The organism is Sandaracinaceae bacterium, assembly GCA_016706685.1.
Lineage (GTDB): Bacteria > Myxococcota_A > Polyangia > Polyangiales > Houyiibacteriaceae > JADJJE01.
In genome coordinates this window covers 40,935-63,184 of sequence record JADJJE010000022.1, presented here as the reverse complement: position 1 = coordinate 63,184, position 22,250 = coordinate 40,935, and the positions used below count along the sequence as shown (strand labels likewise).

Sequence of the window (22,250 nt, the reverse complement as noted above, 5' to 3'; positions counted from 1 at the left end):
CCGGCTTTCGCACTGGGACTCATGTCTCCAACCCTGAACTCGAACATTGAAACGACTCGTACCTTAGAGATAGGTCAAGCCGCACGGCCGATTAGTACAGGTCAGCTCCATGTGTTGCCACACTTCCACACCCTGCCTATTACCTCGTAGTCTACAAGGGGCCTTTAGGGACCCGAAGGTCCGGGATACCTCATCTTGAGGCCGGCTTCCCGCTTAGATGCTTTCAGCGGTTATCCGTTCCGTACATAGCTACCCGGCTATGCCCTTGGCAGGACAACCGGAACACTAGAGGTACGTTCAACCAGGTCCTCTCGTACTATGGTCAAATCCTCTCAAGTATCCTGCGCCCACGGCAGATAGGGACCGAACTGTCTCACGACGTTCTGAACCCAGCTCGCGTACCGCTTTAATTGGCGAACAGCCAAACCCTTGGGACCTGCTCCAGCCCCAGGATGCGATGAGCCGACATCGAGGTGCCAAACCGCGCCGCCGATATGAACTCTCAGGCGCGATCAGCCTGTTATCCCCAGGAGTACCTTTTATCCGTTGAGCGATGACCCTTCCATTCGGAGCCACCGGATCACTAAGACCTGCTTTCGCACCTGCTCGACCTGTCGGTCTCACAGTCAAGCTCCCTTATGCCTTTGCACTCTACGGCTGGTTTCCAATCAGCCTGAGGGAACCGTCGCGCGCCTCCGTTACTTTTTGGGAGGCGACCGCCCCAGTCAAACTGCCCACCAGACAGTGTCCCCGCACCGGATAACGGTGCTGGGTTAGAAGCCCAGAACATTCAGGGTGGTATTTCAAGGTTGACTCCACCGAAGCCGGAACCCCGGTTTCAAAGTCTCCCACCTATCCTACGCAGAATGTCCCGAGCTTCACTGCCAAGTTGCAGTAAAGGTTCACGGGGTCTTTCCGTCTTGCCGCGGGTAGAGGGTATCTTCACCCCCAATACAATTTCGCTGGGTCACTGGCCGAGACAGTAGGGATGTCGTTACGCCATTCGTGCAGGTCGGAACTTACCCGACAAGGAGATTTCGCTACCTTAGGACCGTTATAGTTACGGCCGCCGTTTACTGGGGCTTCGGTTCGAAGCTTCGCCCGAAGACTAACATCTCCCCTTAACCTTCCAGCACCGGGCAGGCGTCAGACCCTATACGTCCTCTTACGAGTTCGCAGAGTCCTGTGTTTTTGGTAAACAGTCGCAACCCTCATTTCTCTGCAACCCCCTTCCGCTACGGCCGCAGGGCTTTCACGTAATGGGGGCACACCTTCTCCCGAAGTTACGGTGTCAATTTGCCGAGTTCCTTAGCCAGTGTTCTCCCACGCGCCTTGGGATATTCACCCCGCCCACCTGAGTCGGTTTGCGGTACGGTCACTACATATACTCACTGCGCAGCTTTTCTTGGAAGCATGGGATCACTGAGTTACGGAGCCGGAGCTCCTCCTCATCACGTCTCGGCGTTGCCCCCGCGTTTGTCCCTATTGGGTCCTACGGGAACCGCCTACGCGCTTGAACCAGCACAACCAAACGGCTGGCTCAGCCTACCCTTCTCCGTCCCTGCTCAGGTCAACGTATATATAGTGGTGCAGGAATATTAACCTGCTTGCCATCACCTACCCCTTTCGGGCTCAGCTTAGGGACCGACTAACCCATGGGAGGATTATCCTTCCCCAGGAAACCTTGGGCTTACGGCGACAGGACTTCTCATCCTGTTTATCGCTACTCATGCCTGCATTTGCTCTTCTCAGGTCCGACACCACTCCTTACGGTATGGCTTGTATCTACCTGACAATACTCCGCTACCGCTCTACTTGCGTAGAACCCTAAGCTTCGGTACCAGACTTTAGCCCCGTTACATTTTCGGCGCAGGCTCGCTCGACCAGTGAGCTATTACGCTTTCTTTAAAAGGGTGGCTGCTTCTAAGCCAACCTCCTGGCTGTCTGAGCGCTCCCACATCCTTCGACACTTAGACTGGATTTGGGGACCTTAGCTGTAGATCTGGGCTCTTTCCCTCTCGACTACGGACCTTATCACCCGCAGTCTGCCTCCCGGATAGTTGTCACCGGCATTCGGAGTTTGATTGGGTTTGGTAGTCTGGTAAGACCCCTAGCCCATTCAGTGCTCTACCTCCGGTGCAATTCGTCCGAGGCTATACCTCAATATATTTCGCGGAGAACCAGCTATTTCCGAGCTTGATTAGCCTTTCACTCCGATCCACAGGTCATCCCCGCAGTTTTCAACCTACGTGGGTTCGGCCCTTCACGAGGTCTTACCCTCGCTTCAGCCTGCCCATGGATAGATCGCTCGGGTTCGGGTCTACGCCATGCCACTCAATCGCCCTATTTGGACTCGGTTTCCCTTCGGCTACACCTCACGGCTTAACCTTGCGACATAGCGTAACTCGCAGGCCCATGATGCAAAAGGTACGCTGTCGCACTGTACGAATACATAGTGCTTCAACTGCTTGTAGACACACGGTTTCAGGTACTATTTCACTCCCCTCCCGGGGTGCTTTTCACCTTTCCCTCACGGTACTTGTTCACTATCGGTCGTCGAGGAGTATTTAGCCTTGGAAGATGGTCCTCCCAGATTCACGCCGGGTTCCACGTGCCCTGCGCTACTCGGGTGCCAATGCAGAGATGTATCGTTTTCGTTTACGGGGCTGTCACCCTCTTTGGCCAGCCGTTCCAAGCTGTTCTACTAACCATACATTTGTTAACTCTGTCAGAGCGCTGGTGCACTCCATCATCAGACCCACAACACCCATTCAGCAACGCCACCAGGCTTACACTGAATCGGTTTAGGCTGGTCCCCGTTCGCTCGCCGCTACTTGGGGAGTCTCGTTTGATTTCCTTTCCTCCAGGTACTTAGATGTTTCAGTTCCCTGGGTTGGCCGCGCAGAGCCTATGTATTCAGCCCTGCGCTAATGCGTATGACCGCATTCGGTTGCCCGATTCGGAGATCTCCGGTTCAACGCTTGTTCGCGGCTACCCGGAGCTTTTCGCAGCTATCCACGTCCTTCTTCGCCTCTCTACGCCTAGGCATCCACCGTGTGCCCTTTCTAGCTTGACCGTATCCCTAAGGCACGTTTCGTATCTTGCGTTCGAGTCCAGGGTTCGAGTCACGAGCCTTTGACGCCCATGTCCTTTACCCAGAACTTTCACTTCTCAGGCGAGTACTTTGACTCGCCGTCTAGAAATTCTAATCCTGAGCTCTCTTCCCACTTGCGTGGGTCCAGTTCTCTCCATCGTATTCTGTTGTCGAAGATGACACGCGAAAGAGCGGACTCTTTCGATTCGCGCACCTACCCAGGGGTACGTGCGCAGAAGCAAAAATCCTGAAATCGAAACTACTGGTGGAGCTGATCGGGTTCGAACCGATGACCCCCGCTTGCAAAGCCGGTGCTCTCCCAACTGAGCTACAACCCCAAGGGCTCTATCTGACTTACTTCTCTCCGCCTCTCTCGAGGGGGTCGAAATAGTGGGGCACGCTAGACTCGAACTAGCGACCTCACCCTTATCAGGGGTGCGCTCTAACCACCTGAGCTAGTGCCCCGGGGAAACCGGTGAGGCGGCTACGCCTCGAGGTGGTTTCAAGGATTCTTTCGCGTGTTGTCAACAAGCGACGCGCTCCTGTGACGGAACCTGTCGGTCGCTGAAAACTGAAACGGAAACTACTCTTTGCGCCTGGGTTTGACCGAGCTGTGACATCCGAAGATGTCGATGCTCCTTAGAAAGGAGGTGATCCAGCCGCAGGTTCCCCTACGGCTACCTTGTTACGACTTCACCCCAGTTACCAAACACTCCTTGGGGACCTGCCTCCCTGGCGGGTTGGCGTAGCCACTTCTGGAGCACTCGACTCCCATGGTGTGACGGGCGGTGTGTACAAGGCCCGGGAACGTATTCACCGCTGCCTGCTGATCAGCGATTACTAGCGATTCCGCCTTCATGCAGTCGAGTTGCAGACTGCAATCCGTACTGAGGCCGGCTTTTTGCGATTCGCTCCCCCTCGCGGGCTCGCTGCGCTTTGTACCGACCATTGTAGCACGTGTGTAGCCCCAGACATAAGGGCCATGAGGACTTGACGTCATCCCCACCTTCCTCCGGGTTAACCCCGGCAGTCTCATTAGAGTGCTCGGCCGAACCGTTAGCAACTAATGACAAGGGTTGCGCTCGTTGCGGGACTTAACCCAACATCTCACGACACGAGCTGACGACAGCCATGCAGCACCTGGATTAGATTCCCCTGAAAGGCACATCCGTATTTCTACAGACTTCTCTACCTTTTCTAGCCTGGGTAAGGTTCTGCGCGTTGCGTCAGAATTCAAACCACATGCTCCACCGCTTGTGCGGGCCCCGTCAGATTCTTTGAGTTTTAGCCTTGCGGCCGTACTCCCCAGGCGGTGTGCTTAACGCGTTAGCTACGGCACCGCAGAAGTCAAATCCCGCGACACCTAGCACACATCGTTTACAGCGTGGACTACCAGGGTATCTAATCCTGTTTGCTCCCCACGCTTTCGCGTCTCAGCGTCAGTAAGTGTCCAGAAAGCCGCCTTCGCCACTGGTATTCCTCCCGATATCTACGAATTTCACCTCTACACCGCGCAGTTTCGAACGCAGTTCCTGGGTTGAGCCAGGATTTCACGTCCGACTTGCGAACCCGCCTACGCGCGCTTTACGCCCAGTAAATCCGAGCAACGCTTGCCCCCTCTGTATTACCGCGGCTGCTGGCACAGAGTTACTCGGTGCTTGCTAAAGAGGTACCGTCAAGCTTGGAGCCTAGTGGAAACCAGGGTTTTCCCCTCTCCACAGAGCTTTACGACCCGAAGGCCTTCATCACTCACGCGGCGTGGCTGGGTCAGGCTTTCGCCCATTGCCCAATATTCCTCACTGCTGCCTCCCGTAGGAGTCTGGCCCGTGTTCCAGTGCCAGTGTGGCTGATCATTCTCTCAAACCAGCTACCCGTCTTCGCCTTGGTAAGCCATTACCTTACCAACTAGCTGATGGGACGCAGGCTCATCCTCCGGTGGTAGCTTTCAAGAAGAGGCCACCTTTTCCCACTCGAGCCGGAGCCCGTGTGGTCTTATGCGGTATTAGCGTCCCTTTCGGAACGTTATCCCCGCCAAAGGGTAGATTACCTACGTGTTACTCACCCGTGCGCCACTCAATCAGTCCGAAGACCTTTCGCGTTCGACTTGCATGTGTTAGGCCCGCCGCTAACGTTCGCTCTGAGCCAGGATCAAACTCTCCAGTTAAAACTGTTGAGCATCCTGCTTCGGGACACCTCAAAGATGTGTCCCTAGATGCCTGCTTTGCAGACATCCTTCTCGGATACGGTTCTTATTACCTTGTCAGCTTTCGCTGACTTGGGACCCGCGCAAATTTGCGAGTAGTTCCGATTCAGTTTTCAACGACCGACCCGTGGTGGCTGGCTCTGGGAGCCAACCGGGGGACGAAGGTTTTAGTCCTCGTCGCTCAGAAGGTCAAGAACTTTCTGAGCCGAGCCGCGTTCTGGCTCGCCCTTCAGTGCCTCGCGGCCCGTCGGGAGGCGCAACTTAGCGTATGGGGGGGGTGAGTCAAGCTCGTGCGAGAGATTTCTCACCGATAGAGCTAACTCCACGAGATTCAGCGGGTTTTCGCGGCCTCCGGGGCGAAGAAAAGTGCCGCGAGTTGGGTCATCCAGGGGCCGAATTCGGATGCCCGGGCGCTGGCCTCCTCTAGGCTCGGGGCGGCGCAGACGGATCGCAGAGGAGATCCGTCGGGAGCGTGCTCGGCGACCACCCTCATGAGGACGTCGAAGTGGGCTGGAGCCCCTTGATGCACCGCCCCGCCCAGGGCCTCTGGGGCAGCCGGCTGCTCGTCGGCAGTGGTGGGCCCCAGCTGGTTGATGGCGGCCAGGATGCGCTCGCTGCGGGCCTTGTAGGTCAGGGCCCGGAGCTCGTCTGGCAGGATGGGGGCGCCCAGGTGGTAGGCCTGACGCCCGAGGCCCACGGGGTACTCGAGGCGCTCGGTCACCGGCTCGAGCGGCAGGCCGTGGGCAAAGCGCACGGGAATGACCGGCACGTTGGCCGCCAGGGCCAAGTCCACGAACACACCGCTCATGGTGCTGACGGGCTGACGCGCTCGAAGCGCCCGCGTGCCCTCCACGTGCACCATCAGGCTCTTGCGCTCGCCCTCGATGCCGTCGCGCAGGCCCGCGACGATGCGCGGCAGCGACGCCGGGTCCTCGCGCTGGAAGTGGGCGATGACGCCCGGGTCACGCGCACCCGGGTGGGTGAAACAGTGCGCGATGAGCTTGCCCAGCCACGACTCGCGGTGCTCGACCTTCGCGAGGGTCAGGCAGGGCACGCCCTGGAGGGCGCCCGCCAAGATGGAGAAGAGCAGCGACTCGATGCCCGTCTGGTGGTTGGCCAGGTAGAGCACCGGCTGGCCGTGGAGCGCCGCGTGCGCGGCGGGGTCGTCGACCGTGACTTCCGAGATGAAGCGCTCGAGGAGGGCGAAGTAGAGGTGCTCGACGGGCCAGTCGCTGAGGCCGAACCAGCCGCGCCAGAACGTGCGGAGCGTGTCCAGGTCGAGCTGTGGCGCTGCGCTCGAGGTGACCACGGCGGTGCCCTGTTCGGCGGTGACGTGAAGGGGGAAGCGTGTGACCGGCTTGCGTGCGGCGCGACCACCCACGGCATCGAAGGTCACGCGGCAGGGGTGGTCGTGGGCCAGGCGCGCGACGTGGTCCTTGATGGCCACCTCACGAGCGCCCTCCCCCTCCGCCAACGCATAGACGCTGGCCACGGTGCCGGGTAGCCAGTCGGATCCGCGCACGTCTTCCTCACGGCAGCGCGTGACACCGTCGGTCGTGACGCTGAGACCCAGCCCGCCCGTGTACTCGCGGTCCCGCAGGAAGGCGCGACGCGTGGGGCCGTCCACCGAGCCGAGCGGCCCCTTCGGGAGCAGCACCTCGCGCAGCAGCATGTCCACGAGCAGCGCGCCCTGCGCGTCGAACGCGAGGATGCGGGTGCGCGGGAAGCGCCGTGCGGTGTCGTCGCTCGCGAACGGCAGCGCGCGCGCTTGGACACACACTTGCCCGGTGGTCGGCAGCTTGCGGTGCGAGCGGAAGTGGTCGAGCCCGTAGGGGTACGCCACCAGGTCGTGCCCTACGCTCGGGTGCCAGCGATGCATGGCGTCGTGTGGGATGCCGTGCGTGAGCGCGTCCAGCACGCCTTGGTTGGCGTAGCCGCGGGGCACCGTGCCACGAGCGGCGTCGAGCCACGTGGTGGAGCCGTTGTCTCCCAGCTCGAGAGACTGCACGTAGTGGAACGCCGGCCCGTGGAAGAGCGTCCCGTCCGCGTAGGGGTCGGGCATGCGCTGCGGGTTGATCAGCGGCTCGAGCGTGGCGGGGGGCTCCACCAAGCTCTCGTCCGTGCCGAGCAGGCGCGCGCTGGCCACGGGCTCGAAGCGCGAGAGGCGAGCGTCACGCGCTTCACGGAAAGCGGAGAGGCGCACCCGGTCTCCATCGTAGTCCACGCGAACGCGCGGCGGCGCGCTAGCCGGCGTGGGTAGCCAGCGGTGCACCTGCACGTCGGCGAACACGCTGACGCCGCTCGCGGCCATCAACCGGTCCACCATGGACATCATGGGCAGCGCGGGGACGGTGAACGTGGGCTGGTGATCACCCAGCCAGCTCAGCACTTTTGGGTCGAGGGTTTCCTCTTGGGCTGGTGTGTTGCTGCTCACGACGATGCGCATGCCGATACCGGGCGCCTCGTAGATGCGCTTCCCGTCCACCCACAGCGACGCGTTCGCGAGTGCGTAGCGCGCGCCGTCCGGGTCGGTGCCGACCTCGGTGATCTCCATGGTGCTGCTGATGACACGGTTGGTGGGGACCACCTGGCCACGGTACTTCCAGCTGTGCTGGCGGCCGATGGCGATGGGCTCGAAGCGCGCATCCGGGATGCCCGCGCCCATGCCCTGCTCGAGCATGTGGAACTGCAGCAGCTGGCACATGGCCTCGATGCCGAGCGAGCCCGGCTGCACCGGGTCCTGGAAGAAGTGGGCCTTGAAGAACCACTCGTCGGGGTCGACGTCCTTCTCGGCGCGCAGCGTGCCGAGCCCCGCCTTTCCGCCCTTCGGGTCGTAGTGCGTCACGCGGTCCAGCATGAGCAGCATCGGGTTCGCGAGGCGCAGCGTGCCGGCGCCACAGCGCGAGCGGTCCTGCGTGAAGTCCACCAGCACGTTGGCGGGGGCGTCGATCAGCGCGCGATGGTCCGGCGTGATGGGCAGGCCCACCTGGTTCACGAACGCGGCCTTCGGGAAGAAGCCGAAGACGGTGTCGAGCTCGTAGCACTCGACGTCGCCGATGTAGCAGCGCACCGAGAAGGACTCGATGATCATGCCTGCCGACTGCGAGACGTTGGTGATCTTCACCACGGTGCGGAAGGTGCCCGAGCGCGGCAGCACCTCGGCCTTGATGGTGGCCTTGCCGTCGAGGTTGCGGAAGAGCAGGTCTTCTTCCGTGGTGAGCGCGCTGCCCACGAAGCTGGCGAGCCAGCCGCAGGGCTGCAGCGCCGCCTCGAGGAACACGCAGAAGGGCATGGTGGCCGCGCCGTTCTCGCGGAAGTACCACTCGTCATCGGGGAAGTCGTACTCGATCTCGATGATGGCGCCGGCCTTCACGGCACCGATCTGGCCGTCCACGCGCGTGACGCGGGTCATGAAGTGGTAGGGAGGCCCAGGCAGGCGCGCGACGCGGCGGGTGCCGTCGAACACGCGGTACATCTCACCGAAGGCGTCGGAGGGCTTGCCCCAGGCGCAGGCCAGCAGCGAGGCGTAGTCGAACTGGAAGCCGTTGGCGCTGGCCACGGGCTTCGTCTCCACGTAGTCGCGCAGCAGCTCGGGCATGCTGGTGATGGGCCAGTCCGGCACCAAGCGCAGGCCCATGCGGCGCGCGTGGAAGGCGCCGAGTCCGTCGATGGTGCAGAGCAGGTCGGCGTAGAGCGTGGGCACCGGTCCGTCGTGCACCTCTTCGACGAAGATCTCGTAGACCAGGTTCTTGGAGCTGGGCAGCACCTGGCCGCGGCAGAGCAGCTTGAAGGCTTCCTCCGGCACGGGCTCGAAGCGCCAGCCGTCGCGGTCGGCCGTGTAGCCGAGGGCCGCGAGGTAGAACGCCATCATCTGGACGCAGCCCTCGAACATGAGGGTGCCCGGCATGCACGGGTCGTTCTTGAAGTGCCCGGTGAAGAACCAGTTGTCGGCCGAGATGGCCTGCGTGGCGCGCAGGTAGCCCCGCTTCCAGGGGCCGCCCTGGGGGTCGAACGAGGTGACCTCGTCCAAGAAGAGCATGGGGGCCGCCTGGATCTTGGGCGTGCGGTTGTGCGTGAGCAGGCGCTCGTAGCCCGGCCCGAAGCAGGCGTAGGCGTTGCCCTCGCTGAAGGCGCGGATCTGGTCGCCGCTGAACGCGGTGCGCGCGCTCGGGATGGCCGGCGCATCCACGCGGGCTTGGTCGCGTGGGACGACCTTCTGGTCCTCGGGCTTCCACAGGATGCCGGCCGAGTCGGCGAGCTCCTTGGTGGTGAAGAAGCCAGCCTGGCCCTGACGCACGCTGAGTGCGGGGCGCTCGTGGCCCTGCCGTCGCGCAGCACGCAGTCGTAGTGGAAGAAGAACAGGCGCACGTCGCCCTGGTTGGCGTGGCCGTCGACGTCGATCTCGTAGACCAGCGTCTCGCCGGGCTTGGGAAGCGAGCCATGATAGGTCAGCTCGCAGCCGAGCAAGCGGTAAGCGCGCTCGCCGCGGTTGAGGAAGTCCACACCGAGGTAGCTGATCAGGAAGAGGTCCGCCTGACCCGACTCGATCATGATGCCCGCGGGCATGTAGCCCTGGTTGAGCCACCACGAGTCTTCGCGGACGTCGGTCTCGGTCCAGACGGTGCCCTTCTTCATGCTGCCGGCCTCGGCGGCGATGCCCGTGACGCGGTCGGCCAGGAGCAGCGGAGGCTCGGGCATGCGGACCTGCACCGAGTGCACGTCTTGCTGTGCGAAGAGCGGCCCGAAGATCTGCGAGATGGTGCCGCCGGCGTGGACCTCGAGCGCCGCGCGGTCGAAGCTGGGGCCGGTGGGCTTGCGCAGCAGCGAGGTCTGGCTGGGCGCGACCGTGGCTGCGGCCGCGGACGCTGGACGTGCCGGCGTGGCGCTGGCGGCGGGCGCGGGCTGCGGCGCCGCGGGGCGAGCTGCCACGGAAGCGGCCGCAGGCGACGAGGCGACGGGCGCAGGCGAAGCTGCTGGAGCGGGCGCGGGAGCTGCCGACGCAAGAGCCGCTGGCCGTGGCGGAGTGGCAACCGGCGCGGCGCTGGACGCGTGGGGGGCGGGCTGCGTGGCCGGAGCGTGGTGCAACGCGGGCGCGGCGAACGACAGCGGGGCGTTGATGGCCGGGGCCGAGCTTCGCGCCTGCACCAGGCCGACCAGCGCGTGCTGGCGGAGGGCGAGGAACTGCTGATGGAGCGCCGCTTGCTGCGCGACGAACTGCTGGTGCACCGCCGCGACGTGCTGCGGATGCGCGGCGAAGAGGGCGAAGTCGTGGGGCGCGAGGGCAGCGTTGGGTGCGCCGTACGCTGGCACGGACGCGACGGGGGTGGGCACCACGGAGGGAACGTTCACGGCGACGCTGGCCGCCACGGGCGCGGTCGCACGGACGGGTGCAGCTGGGACCGTGGGGGCAGGCGTGAGGGCTGGCACGGCGGACGCGCTGGGCTTGGCACCGACGCTCGGCAAGGAGGGCGCGGGGGGCATGGTCTGCATGGAGTGATCCTTCGCGCGCGTAGGCGCGGCGGTGTCAGGGAGCAGCCGGGGGATGCTCGGGAGGTGCGCGGGGAGCGAGAGGCTGGGGCCCGCCGAGGGCGGCGCGGCGAGCGCGCTGGCGAGGGCCGTGGACGCATCCCCAGGCAGGACGCGCACGACGCTCGTGGCCCCGAGGAGGCCGTCGAGGCGCAGCCGGACGGGCCGCTGCGAGGTGCGCGCGCGCAGGGCAGCGACGACGACGTCCAGCAGGCCGACGGCCGCATGGGCGTGCCCGAAGAGGGACGCGGCGCCCGCGTTGGCGTCGGCGAGTTCAGCATCGTCCAAAGGGAACGTGTCCAGCAGCGCAATGCAGGGCAGACCGGCCGCGCGAGCGCTGGACGCTCGCATGAGGACGCACACCACCGCTGCATCGCCGGCGGACCGCACGGCTCCCGTGACGCTAGCTAGGGCAGCCTCGTGCACGGGCTCGCAGCTGAGGTCCACGGCCCCCACCAGCGCCATGTCCAGCTCGCCGGCGCGCAGCATGCGGGCGCCCACCTCGAGCGCGCGCACGCCCGAGAGCTCCTCCGCGCTGATGGCGAAGCCGGGCCCGCGCGCGTCGAGCTGCCCGCTGAGGCGGTTGGCGGGGATGTTGGGCATGGTGCCGAGCACGCCGGCCGCTTCGAGCACGGGCGTGACGGAGTCCTGCGCGGCACGCACGCGCTCGGCCGACCAGCCCAGCTGCGCGCCCCACTCGGCCAGACGCCAGCGCGCCCCGTAGCGCGCGACCTCGGCGTCGCACTGGCAGCCGATCAACACGCCCACGCGCGTGGCGTCCGAGGCGTGCGCCTCGACGTGGGTCCATGCCTCGCGCGCGGCGGCCAGCAACAGCGTTTGTTGCGCGAGCGTGGCCTCGAGGTCGCGCGGCGGCGTGCGCAGTCCCTTGAGGCCGATGTCCACGTGGGCAGCGCGCGGCGTGCGCGGGCTGCCCGCGTCCACGTCGGCCACGAGGTCCGCGACGCTGTGGCCGTCTCCCACGCGCGCCCCGAGTGCGACGAGCGCCAGCGGCTCACGCTCCGTGGGCACGAGAGCTGCCGCGCGCGCCTGTGCCATGAGGGCCTGCGCGTGCGCTGGGCGGTACTCCTCCACGATCACGTGCGCGTTGTTGCCACCGAAGCCGAACGCACTGACACCGGCGAGACGCGGCCCCTCGGCGTGCCAGGGCTCACGACGCGGCAGCACGCGAAACGGCGTGCCGGCCAGCGCCGGGTGGGGCTTGTCCACGTGCGGCGTGGGCGGCAGCTCGCCGCGGCGCATGGCCTCCACCACCTTGATGACCCCCGCCACGCCCGCGACGGTGATGAGGTGCCCGGTGTTGGCCTTGAGCGAGCCGAGACGCACCTGCGTGGCACCCGCGAAGACCTCGGACATGCTGGCGATCTCGGTGGCATCACCCACCTTGGTGCCCGTCGCGTGGCACTCCACGTACTGCACGCTGCGCGGGTCGATGCCGGCACCTTCGTAGGCAGTGCGCATGGCGCGCACCTGACCCTCGGCGCTGGGCGCGAGCATGCCGCGTCCGCGCCCGTCGTTGGAGAGCCCTGCGCCGCGGATGACGCCGAGGATGTTCCGTCCGTTGGCGAGCGCGTCTTCCAAGCGCTCGAGCACCACGAAGCCCGCGCCCTCGCCGGGCACCAGGCCGTCGGCCTCCGCGTGGAACGGGCGGCTGCGGCCTGTGGGGCTCTGCGCACCGAGGGCGGTGAAGCCCACGTGAATGAACAGGTCGTCGGCGCGGTTGACGGCGCCGGCCAGCATGCGGTCCGCGCGCCCATCGTGGAGCGCGTCGCAGGCCAGCTTGATGGCGTAGAGCGATGAAGCGCAGGCAGCGTCGAGCGCGAAGCAATCACCACCGAGCGTGAGGGCCTGCGCGAGCACCTGCGCGGGCAGGCCGCTCATGAACCGGTTGCGCGGGTCCACCGGCGCGCGCCCCACGGCCGCGGTCAGCTCGGGGAAGTGCTGCTGCTCGGCGTACCGGGACAGCGAGTCGCTCGGGAACGAGAGGTTGCCGAAGATGGCCCCGGTGCGGGCCTGGGAGTCGCCCGCCACGTTGGCCCCACGCAGGGCCTCGCGCGCGGTGTGCAGCACCCACAGGAACAGTGGGTCGAGGCCGGCTAGATCGGCGGGTGAAAGCGCGAAACCAGACGCGTCGAAGCGCCCCTCGAAGCCGGTGACGTAGCCGCCACGGTCAGAGTACGCGCGGTCCGCGCTGGACCCGCCGGGGACCACCAGCGCCCGCTCGGGGGCCAGCTCCCAGCGGCCCGCCGGCACCCGGCCGAGCAGGTCACGAGCCTCGAGGACGGCCGTGATCAGCTCTGTGGGGTCGAGCGCGCCGGGCAGCACACACGCGTGCCCGACGATGGCGATGGGAGAGAAGCGCATGGTGGTCTCGGTCGCGCGCGAGGTCACGGGAGGACGTGGGTCTCGACGCCCTCGAGCGACGCCACGAGCTCGCCACCCGCATCGACGAACGACACGTCGGTCACCGCCTTCGCGCTGGTGGCCTCGCGGGCGTGCAGCGTGGCGCGCAGCTCACCGGCGGGGGCGCCGGGCTTGTAGACGTGCAGCGCGCCGAGGCCCGTGGGCAGCGAGGCGCGGCCGAGCGCGTGCTCGGTCCACAGCAGCGCGAGCTGCAGGCCCCCGTCGAGCAGCGCCGGGTCGGTCTGCCACGTGTCGGGGAGCCAGGCCTTCTCGTGTGTGCCCACCAGCAAGGCGGACAGGCCGTCGGTGCCCAGCTGCACGTCGCGCACCACGCGAAAGTCTTCTCCGTGGAAGAGCACGCCGCTGCCGTCCTCGGCGTAGACGCTGGGGCGGATGGGGCCGAGGCCCTGCGGAGGCGCCTTGAGCGGACGGGGCGTGGGGCGCTGCGGCTCGAGCACCGCGGTGGCCATGTAGTGGCGCGTGCCGCTGACCGAGCGCAGCTCGAGCGCGTAGAGCGCGCCCACGCCGTTGCTCATCTTGCGGGCGTGCACCTCGAAGCGGTCACCGGCGCCGTCGAACTCCGGCAGGGTGATGCCCTTGAGCACCTTCACGTCGCGGCAGCCCACGAAGAGCAGCTCCGGGCACGCCGCACGCGCCGCACGCGCGAACCACTCGAGCACGAGCACCACGGGCACCACGGCCACACCCTTCACGCGGTGGTGGTCGAGGTAGGGGTGCGTGACGCGATGCACGCGCAGGTTGAAGACCTTGTCACGCTCGGCGCCGCCCACGTCCAGCAGCGACTCGGGGCGAGGCTGACCGCCCAGCACGATCTCCACGGGGGCCGTGCTGGTGCTGACGCGCAGCTCGTCCACCAGCATGCGCGCGCCGACCTCGAGCGGGATGAGCGGCACGCCCATGGCGTCGAAGTGCGCCTTCAGCTCGGGCGTGACCATGCCGCCCTCCCACGGGCCCCAGTTGAGCGACTTGACGCTGAGGTCGCCGCCGCGCCGCAGCTTCTCGAGCGCGGCCACCTTGTTGAGCGTCTCGTTGGCCATGGCGTAGTCGCACTGGCCCTGGTTGCCGCAGCGACCGGCCACCGACGAGAACATGACCAGCGCCTTGAGCGGGTCGCGGCGCGTGGCCGAGAGCAGCACGCGCAGGCCGTCCACCTTGGTGCGGAAGACGCGCTCGAACTGCTCCACGGTCTTGTCATCGATGCGCTTGTCGGCGAGCAGACCCGCGCCGTGGACGACCGCCGTGATGGGGCCCCACTCGGCGCGCACGCTCTCGAGCGCGCTGGCGATGCCGGCCTCGTCGAGCACGTCCACCGGCACGTAGCGCACCAGGCCGCCAGCGGCCTCGATGTCGGCGAGCGTCTGGTGCACCTCACGGGCGCCGCGGATGGCAGCCACCTGCTGGCCGAGACCTGCGGGGGTGATGGCCTCGCCGCGCGCCTTGGCGTCGCCCAGGAGCGCGCGCTTGAGGTCTGCATCGGCAGTGAGCCCACGCACAGAGGCGGGCTCTTCGGTGAGCGGGCTGCGACCCAGCAGCACGAAGCGCGCGCAGGTCTTCTGGGCCAGCGCGACCAGCGTGCGCGCCGTGACGCCGCGGGCGCCGCCGGAGGCCAGCACCACGTCGGTGGGCCCGAGGCGCGGCGTGGCATCGGCGTTCGGGTCGAGGTCCTCACGGTAGCTCTCGAGCGTGTGGCGCTTGTCGCTGGCCGTGGGGGTGAGAGCCACCTCGATCTCTAGGCCGCCGGCCAGGAGCTCTTGGGCGATGAGCGCGCCGACGTCGGCCGCCGGGAGCTCACCGAGGTCCAAGTCGATGGCGCGCGCGCCCACGTCCGACCACTCGAGCGCGGCGGTCTTCACGAGGCCCGGCAGACCACCGAGCCACGCGCGCGGCGAGCCGCCGAGGCCGAAGTCACCCCCGGTGTCCTGCACGGTGACGAACACCGAGGGACGCTGGCTGGCACCCGCGGCCAGGCGCTTGGCAGCCAAGAACGCCTCGCGCTGCACGGCGAGCGCGGCGTCCACGTCGGCCATGGCAGAGAGGCCGCCGAGGAAGATGACGCCGTCGACATCGGCGGCGAGCTCGGAGACTGCATGGACGACCTCGGCCCGCACGCCCTGGGAAGCGAGCTGCGCCGCGAGGGCCTCGGCGACGCCGGTGCCCTCCGAGGTGATGGCCAGCCGCTTCACGCGGTAGAGGCCGGGCAGCGAGAAGCCGAGCGCGGGGGCGCTGACTAGGCGCAGGGGAAAGCGACCGAGGGCCGCCGAGGGGACGCTGACGGCGACGGGCGCCGCGACCGACTGGCTGACCGCTGGGGCACTGGACGCAGCGCTCGCGCTGCCGCCCATGTACGTCACGATCTCACCGAGCGTGCGCAGCTTGGCCATCTCGCCCGCGTCCACGTCCGGAAGACCCGGCTCGCGCTCGCGCATGGTGCTCAGGATCTCCACCCGCTTGATGGAGTCCACGCCCAGGTCCGCTTCGAGGTCCATCTCGAGGCCCAGCATCTCCGTGGGGTAGCCCGTCTTCTCCGACACCACCTGCAGCATCAGCTGGTGAAGGTCGCGCCCGGCCGCCTTCGGAGCCGCCGCTGCCACCGGGGCCGCCACGGCCGCAGGGGTCGCGCTCGCGCTGCCGCCCATGTACGTCACGATCTCACCGAGCGTGCGCAGCTTGGCCATCTCGCCCGCGTCCACGTCCGGAAGCCCCGGCTCGCGCTCGCGCATGGTGCTCAGGATCTCGACACGCTTGATGGAGTCCACGCCCAGGTCGGCCTCGAGGTCCATCTCGAGGCCCAGCATCTCCGTGGGGTAGCCCGTCTTCTCCGACACCACCTGCAGCATCAGCTGGTGCAGGTCGCGCCCGGCCGCCTTCGGAGCCGCCGCTGACACCGGAGCCGCCACGGCCGCAGGGGCCGCGCTCGCGCTGCCGCCCATGTACGTCACGATCTCACCGAGCGTGCGCAGCTTGGCCATCTCGCCCGCGTCCACGTCCGGAAGCCCCGGCTCGCGCTCGCGCATGGTGCTCAGGATCTCCACCCGCTTGATGGAGTCCACGCCCAGGTCGGCCTCGAGGTCCATCTCGAGCCCCAGCATCTCCGTGGGGTAGCCCGTCTTCTCCGACACCACCTGCAGCATCAGCTGATGCAGGTCGCGACCGGCTGCCTTCGGGGCCGCCACAGCAACAGCCACAGGAGCCGCCGCAGCGCTCGTGGCGACCGGACCGCTCGCGCCCATGTAGGCCACGATCTCGCCCAGCGTGCGCAGCTTGGCCATCTCGCCCGCGTCCACGTCCGGAAGCCCCGGCTCGCGCTCGCGCATGGTGCTCAGGATCTCCACCCGCTTGATGGAGTCCACGCCCAGGTCGGCCTCGAGGTCCATCTCGAGGCCCAGCATCTCCTCGGGGTAGCCCGTCTTCTCGGACACCACCTGCAGCATGAGCTTGTGGAGATCACGCCCCGGCGCAGCCGACTTGGTCGCCGCCACGGGAGCTGCGGCCGCAGGAGCCACGCTCGCGCCGACCGGCCCGCTCGCGCCCATGTAGGCCACGATCTCGCCCAGGGTGCGCAACTTGGCCATCTCGCCCGCGTCCACGTCCGGCAGACCGGGCTCGCGCTCGCGCATGGTGCTCAGGATCTCGACGCGCTTGATGGAGTCCACGCCCAGGTCGGCCTCGAGGTCCATCTCGAGCCCCAGCATCTCCTCGGGGTAGCCGGTCTTGTCCGACACCACCTGCAGCATGAGCTTGCGCAGGTCACGACCGGGCGTGGGCGCGGCCGCAGCGGGCGCGGCGACGCTCTTCGCGGCCACGACGGGCGCCGCTTGCACGGGCGCAGGCGCTGCAGCGCGCACGGGCGCTGGGGCCGCCACAGCGGGAGCCGGCGCTGGCGCCGCCACGGTGGGGGCCGGAGCGACGGGGCCAGCCGCCGCGGGTACCACATGCACGGCAGGAACGGGAGCCGCGAAGACCGGCGTTGCGAGCGGCGCGAACGCCGGCGTTGCGACCGCCGTGGGAGCCACCACACCCACGCCCGCGAGCGTGGTCATGCCGAACACCGAGGTCTGCGCGGACTGCAGGAACGCCGAGTGCGACTGCGCCATGGCCGACTGGAACGCCGAGTGCGCCTCGGCGGTCTGCTGCTGGATGGCTGCATAGGCAGCGAGCCAGTCGGAGCTGGCCCCCACGGGGCTGTGCGCCATCACGGGAGCGGCGACGGGCGCGGAATGCACCGGCTGCGCCACGGGCACGGGCTGCGCCACGGGCGCGGGCGCCACGCGAGCCACGGTGGGCTCGGTGTGAGTCACCACCGGCGCCGAGGCACGAGCCACGGCAGGCGCGCTCGGAGCGGCCACCTTCGCAGGAGCCGCAGCCACCACCGGCGCCACCACGCGCTCGGGGTTGGGCTTCGGCAGCGCCGCCGCGCCGCCCTTCGGCGGGTATGGCTTGTCGTAGTTGGAGCCGTTCAGCTTGAGGGCCATCTTGGGCTTCACGCGCAAGCGCGGATCCTCGGCCACACGCAGCCCCGCGGACAGCGGCGCGAGCGTCATGGGCACGCCCGCCGCCACCAGCTTGGCGAGCGACTGCACGAGCGCCTCTTCGCCGTCCTTGCCCTTGCGGTCGAGGGCGATGGCGCTGTGCGGCACGTCACCCAGGATGCGGCCCACCAAACCCGTGAGCACCGAGCCCGGCCCCACCTCCACGAAGGTGCGGCAGCCAGCGGCGTGCATGGCGCGCACCTGCTCCACGAAGCGCACGGGCTCCGCGATCTGCTGGCCCAGGATGGCGCGCGCGGCGGCCGGGTCCGCCGGATAGGGCGCGGCCTCCGAGTTGGCGTACACGGGCACGCTCGGCGCCGTGAACGCGATGTCCGCCAGGAACTCCTTGAACGGCACCGTGGACGCGGAGACCACCTTGCTGTGGAACGCCGTGGCCACCGAGAGGCGCGTGGCGCGCAGGCCGTCGGCCTTGAGCTTGGCTTCCACCGCGTCGATGGCGGCCGTGGGGCCCGAGAGCACCACCTGCTCCGGCGCGTTGTGGTTCGCGATGACCACGTCCTCGCCGTAGGCTTCGAGCTTGGGGCGCAGCACCTCCACCGTGGCCGTGACGGCCAGCATGGAGCCGGGCGTCTGCGCCGCGTCGCGCATCAGCTCGCCACGGCGACGTGCAATGCGGATGGCGTCGCTCTCGCTGATGGCCCCTGCGGCGGCGAGCGCCATGACCTCACCGAAGCTGTGGCCGCCCACGGCGGCCGGCGTGACACCGAGCGCGCGCAGCAAGCGCAAGAGCCCGAGGCTGTGCGTGCCGATGGCGGGCTGCGCCCACTCGGTGGCGGTCAGCTTGTCCGCCGCGCGCTTCTGCTCGTCGGTGGTGAACTGCGAGCGCGGGAAGACCACGTCGTGCAGCTTGTCGCTGGCGAGCGCGAGGCTGGCCGCCGTGTCCCACGCGGAGCGCACCTCTTCGAACGAGACCGCGACCTCGCGACCCATCTCGATGTACTGGCTGCCCTGCCCCGGGAAGAGCAGCGCAACACCGCCGTCGTGGACACCCAGGCCGAAGGACACTCCCCCCGGGCGGTCACTCGCCACGCCCTTGTCGGCCAGCTCGGCCGCCTGCCGCAGCTTCTGCACCAGCTCGGCCTCGCTCTTGGCCACCACGGCCACGCGCGCGCCGTGCTGCGAAGCGGCGGCGTCGAACGCCAGCTGAGACGCCTGCGCCAGGAACATGAGCATGCCCGCGTCGGTGCAGGCCTCCACCTCACCCGCGAGCGCACGGCACTTGGCCGCCACGTCGGCCGCGCTGCCACCGGTCACCACCACCAGCTCGCTGACATAGGCCCGCGTGCGGTCCTGCCGCGCGCTCGCGCCCGTGTACTCCTCGAGGGCGATGTGGAAGTTGCTGCCGCCGAAGCCGAACGAGCTGACCGACGCGCGGCGCGGGTGATCGCTGCCGCGCACCCACGGGCGCGCCTTGGTGGGCAGGTAGAACGCGCTCTGCTCGAGCTTCAGCTTGGGGTTGGGCGCATCCACCTTGGTGGTGGGCGGCAGCACCTTGTGGTGCAGCGCCATGACCGCCTTGATGAGACCCGCCGCGCCGGCCGCCGCCTTGGTGTGGCCGATCTGCGACTTCACGGAGCCGAGCGCGCACCACTGGCGGTCTTCGCGACCCGCCTCGTTCCACACGGTGTCGAGGCCGCCGAACTCGGCCGCGTCGCCCGCCTTGGTGCCCGTGCCGTGAGCCTCCACCAGCTCCACGGTGTCGGGGCCATAGCCCGCGAGGTCATACGCGCGGCGCAGCGCGCGAGCCTGGCCCTCGGGGACCGGCGCGTAGACGCTCTTGCTGCGGCCGTCGCTGGACGTGCCGATGCCGGTGATCACGGCGTACACGCGGTCGCCATCGCGCTCCGCGTCGCTCAGGCGCTTGAGCGCCACCATGGCGATGCCCTCGCCCAGCATGGTGCCGTCGGCCTGGTCCGAGAACGGACGGCAGTCTCCCGACGGGCTCAGCGCGGGCGTCTTGCTGAAGCACATGTACATGAAGATGTCGTTCATGGTGTCGGCGCCGCCCGCGATGGCGAGGTCGCTGTCACCGAGACGAAGCTCGTTCACCGCCATGGACAAGGCCGAGAACGTGCTGGCGCAGGCCGCGTCCGTGACGCAGTTGGTGCCGTGCAGGTCCAAGCGGTTGGCGATGCGGCCCGCCACCACGTTGCCCAGCACGCCCGGGAAGGTGCTCTCTTGCCACGGCGTGTACTCCGCCGAGATGCGCGCGCAGACGTTCTGCACTTCGCTCTCGGGCAGGCCCGCGTCACGCAGCGCCTTCACCCAGATGGGGCGCTGCAGGCGGCTGACCATGGAGCCCAGCAGCTCTTGCGCCGAGGTGACGCCGAGCATGATGCTCATCTTCTCGCGGTCCATGTCCTGGAACTGCCCGCGCGCGGCGTCTTCCAGCACCTGCTTCGCCACGATGAGCGCCAGCAGCTGGTTGGTGTCGGTGGCCGGCACGATGTTCGGCGGCACGCCCCACGCCATGGGGTCGAAGTCCACGTCCGGCAGGAAGGCGCCACGCTTCGCGTAGGTCTTGTCCGGCACGCTGGGATCGGGATCGTAGTAGTCCTCGATGAGCCAGTGCGACGCGGGCACGTCCGTGATCAGGTCCTTGCCCCCGAGGATGTCACGCCAGAAGCCGTCGGCGTGGATGGAGCCCGGCATCAGGGAGCTGATGCCGACGATCGCGATGGGGCAGTCGTTGGTCTTGGTCATGGGGTTCACGCGAGAGGTCGGGGGGAGAAGTCGAAGGCGGCCGCGGGCATGGGCACGCCGTAGGAGCGGAGCTGCTGAGCGCGCGTGATGACCGCGGCGCCCTCCAGCAAGTTGAAGGCGATCTGGACGGCGTCACGCGCGCTGGGCGCTTCCAAGAAGCTGCCGCGCACCCAGTCGTTGAAGGCGCCCTGCGCGGGGCCACACCAGATCTGGTAGTCCATGCGGCGCGTCTCGTCGCCGCTGATGGCCCACTTGGAGGACAGGCCCAGGTACCAGCGGAACACCAGCGCCATCTTGTGCTTGGGCTCACGCTCGGCGCGCGCCACCTCGGCGGGGTTGCGCGTGAGGAAGAAGTCGCGCGTGCCCTGCCACACGGTCTGCCAGGGCTGCCCCAGGATCTGCTTCTCGAGCGGCGCGCGCACGTCGTCGGGCAGCGCTTCGAGGCTCTCGTAACGGGTGTAGATCTCGTAGAGCTTGAGCGCGCGTGGCCCGAACAGCGTGCCGCGCTTGAGCACCTGCACCTTGACCCCCAGCTCGAACATGTCGGCCGACGGCGCCATGATGACATCGCCCATGGCCGCCTGCGCCAAGAGCTGCTTGCCGTGCTCACAGAGGCCGCCCTGCAGCGTGCCCTGGTTCACCGAGCCGGTGAGCACATAGGCCGCGCCCAGCGAGAACGCCGCCGCGATGGCCGACGGAGTGCCGAGGCCGCCCGCCGCACCCACGCGAATGGGCCGCGTGTAGCCGTACTCGCGCGTGAGGTCGTCGCGCAGGCGCATGATCACCGGGAACACCGCCGTGAGCGTCTGGTTGTCCGTGTGGCCACCCGAGTCGGCCTCCATGGTGACGTCTTCGGCCACCGGCACGAGCGCGGCCAGCTCGGCCTCTTCGCGCGTGAGCTGCCCCTTGCTGACCAGCGCGTCCAGGATGGCCTTGGGGGCCGGCATCAAGAAGCGCCGCGCCGTCTCGGGCCGGCTGATCTTGGCGAACACGTAGTTCTGCCGCTCGATGCGACCCTCGGGCCCACGGCGCAGACCCGTGCACGCGTAGCGCACGATGGGCTCGGTGAGGCCCATGTAGGCCGACGCGGAGACGCGCCGCACGCCGCGCCGGATGTACAGGTCCGCGATGGACTCCTCGAGGTCCGGCTCGTTGGGCGAGTGGATCAAGTTCATGCCCCACGGCAGCCGGTCGCCGAGGCGCGCGGTCAGCGTGTCGAGCGCCGCTTCCACGCGCGGGCGCACGAGCCCGGCCGAGCCGAAGAACCCGATCATCCCGTTCTCGGCCATGGCGATGACCAAGTCCGTGGTGGCGATGCCGTTGGCCATGGCGCCGGCGATGTACGCGAAGCGCGTGCCGTGCACCTCGTTGAACCCGCGGTCGCCCAGCCACTCGGGGTACAGCGCGGGCAGCGAGCCCAGCAGCGGGAACGTGGGGTGGCCGTTCAGCTCGCGGGTGGAGAGCGCGTCACCCTCGAGGGCGACGCCCACGGTGCCGCTCTGCGGGTCACGGACGATGAAGGCAGGACGACGGAATGCGTGCGCAGCCGCGACGAGCGCGGAGGCCTCGAACGCTGGGGGGGTAGACGTCCGTACGGCCCCGAGGGGGATCAAATCGGCGACGGTCATGGAGCTCCGGAGCGCGGCGCACATCGCACCACACCACGCATCTCGACTTAGCCCGAGAGGCCAATTGCTTTTGTCACCGTTCGGTCATTTCGCGTATCAGCCGC

At 67.6% G+C, this 22,250-nt stretch carries 3 protein-coding genes, 2 tRNA genes and 2 rRNA genes; all 7 read right to left on the bottom strand.

Annotated features, from left to right (window positions below; all coding sequences use genetic code 11):
• Positions 1-70: 70 nt before the first annotated feature.
• The 7 genes from IPI43_24145 to IPI43_24115 all read right to left on the bottom strand — a co-directional run bounded on the left by IPI43_24145 (position 71) and on the right by IPI43_24115 (position 22,146).
• A 23S ribosomal RNA gene (locus tag IPI43_24145) occupies positions 71-3,076 on the bottom strand.
• A 281-nt stretch (positions 3,077-3,357) separates the two neighbouring features.
• Positions 3,358-3,432: transfer RNA gene (locus IPI43_24140), tRNA-Ala, on the bottom strand.
• 53 nt (positions 3,433-3,485) lie between these two features.
• Positions 3,486-3,559, bottom strand: a tRNA-Ile gene (locus tag IPI43_24135).
• 178 nt (positions 3,560-3,737) lie between these two features.
• Positions 3,738-5,258: ribosomal RNA gene (locus IPI43_24130) — 16S ribosomal RNA — on the bottom strand.
• The 16S and 23S rRNA genes sit together here with 2 tRNA genes alongside, the layout of an rRNA operon.
• 3,906 nt (positions 5,259-9,164) lie before the next feature.
• On the bottom strand, positions 9,165-13,232 hold the full coding sequence (locus IPI43_24125) for a hypothetical protein (GenBank protein MBK7777177.1): 4,068 nt from the start codon (positions 13,230-13,232) through the stop codon (positions 9,165-9,167).
• Positions 13,229-20,518 carry an SDR family NAD(P)-dependent oxidoreductase gene (locus IPI43_24120; protein ID MBK7777176.1) on the bottom strand — a complete coding sequence of 2,430 codons (7,290 nt, stop codon included), beginning with the start codon at positions 20,516-20,518 and terminating at the stop codon, positions 13,229-13,231. Before IPI43_24120 ends, IPI43_24125 begins: the two co-directional genes overlap by 4 nt.
• A 5-nt stretch (positions 20,519-20,523) precedes the next feature.
• Entirely contained in the window at positions 20,524-22,146 is a 1,623-nt protein-coding gene (locus IPI43_24115; GenBank protein ID MBK7777175.1) for a PfaD family polyunsaturated fatty acid/polyketide biosynthesis protein, read from the bottom strand.
• Between the last annotated feature and the right edge of the window lie 104 nt (positions 22,147-22,250).

Coding starts and splice junctions, on each gene's coding strand:
- IPI43_24120 (MBK7777176.1), bottom strand. CDS start 20,518: ATGACCAAGACCAACGACTGCCCCATCGCGATCGTCGGCATCAGCTCC.
- IPI43_24115 (MBK7777175.1), bottom strand. CDS start 22,146: ATGACCGTCGCCGATTTGATCCCCCTCGGGGCCGTACGGACGTCTACC.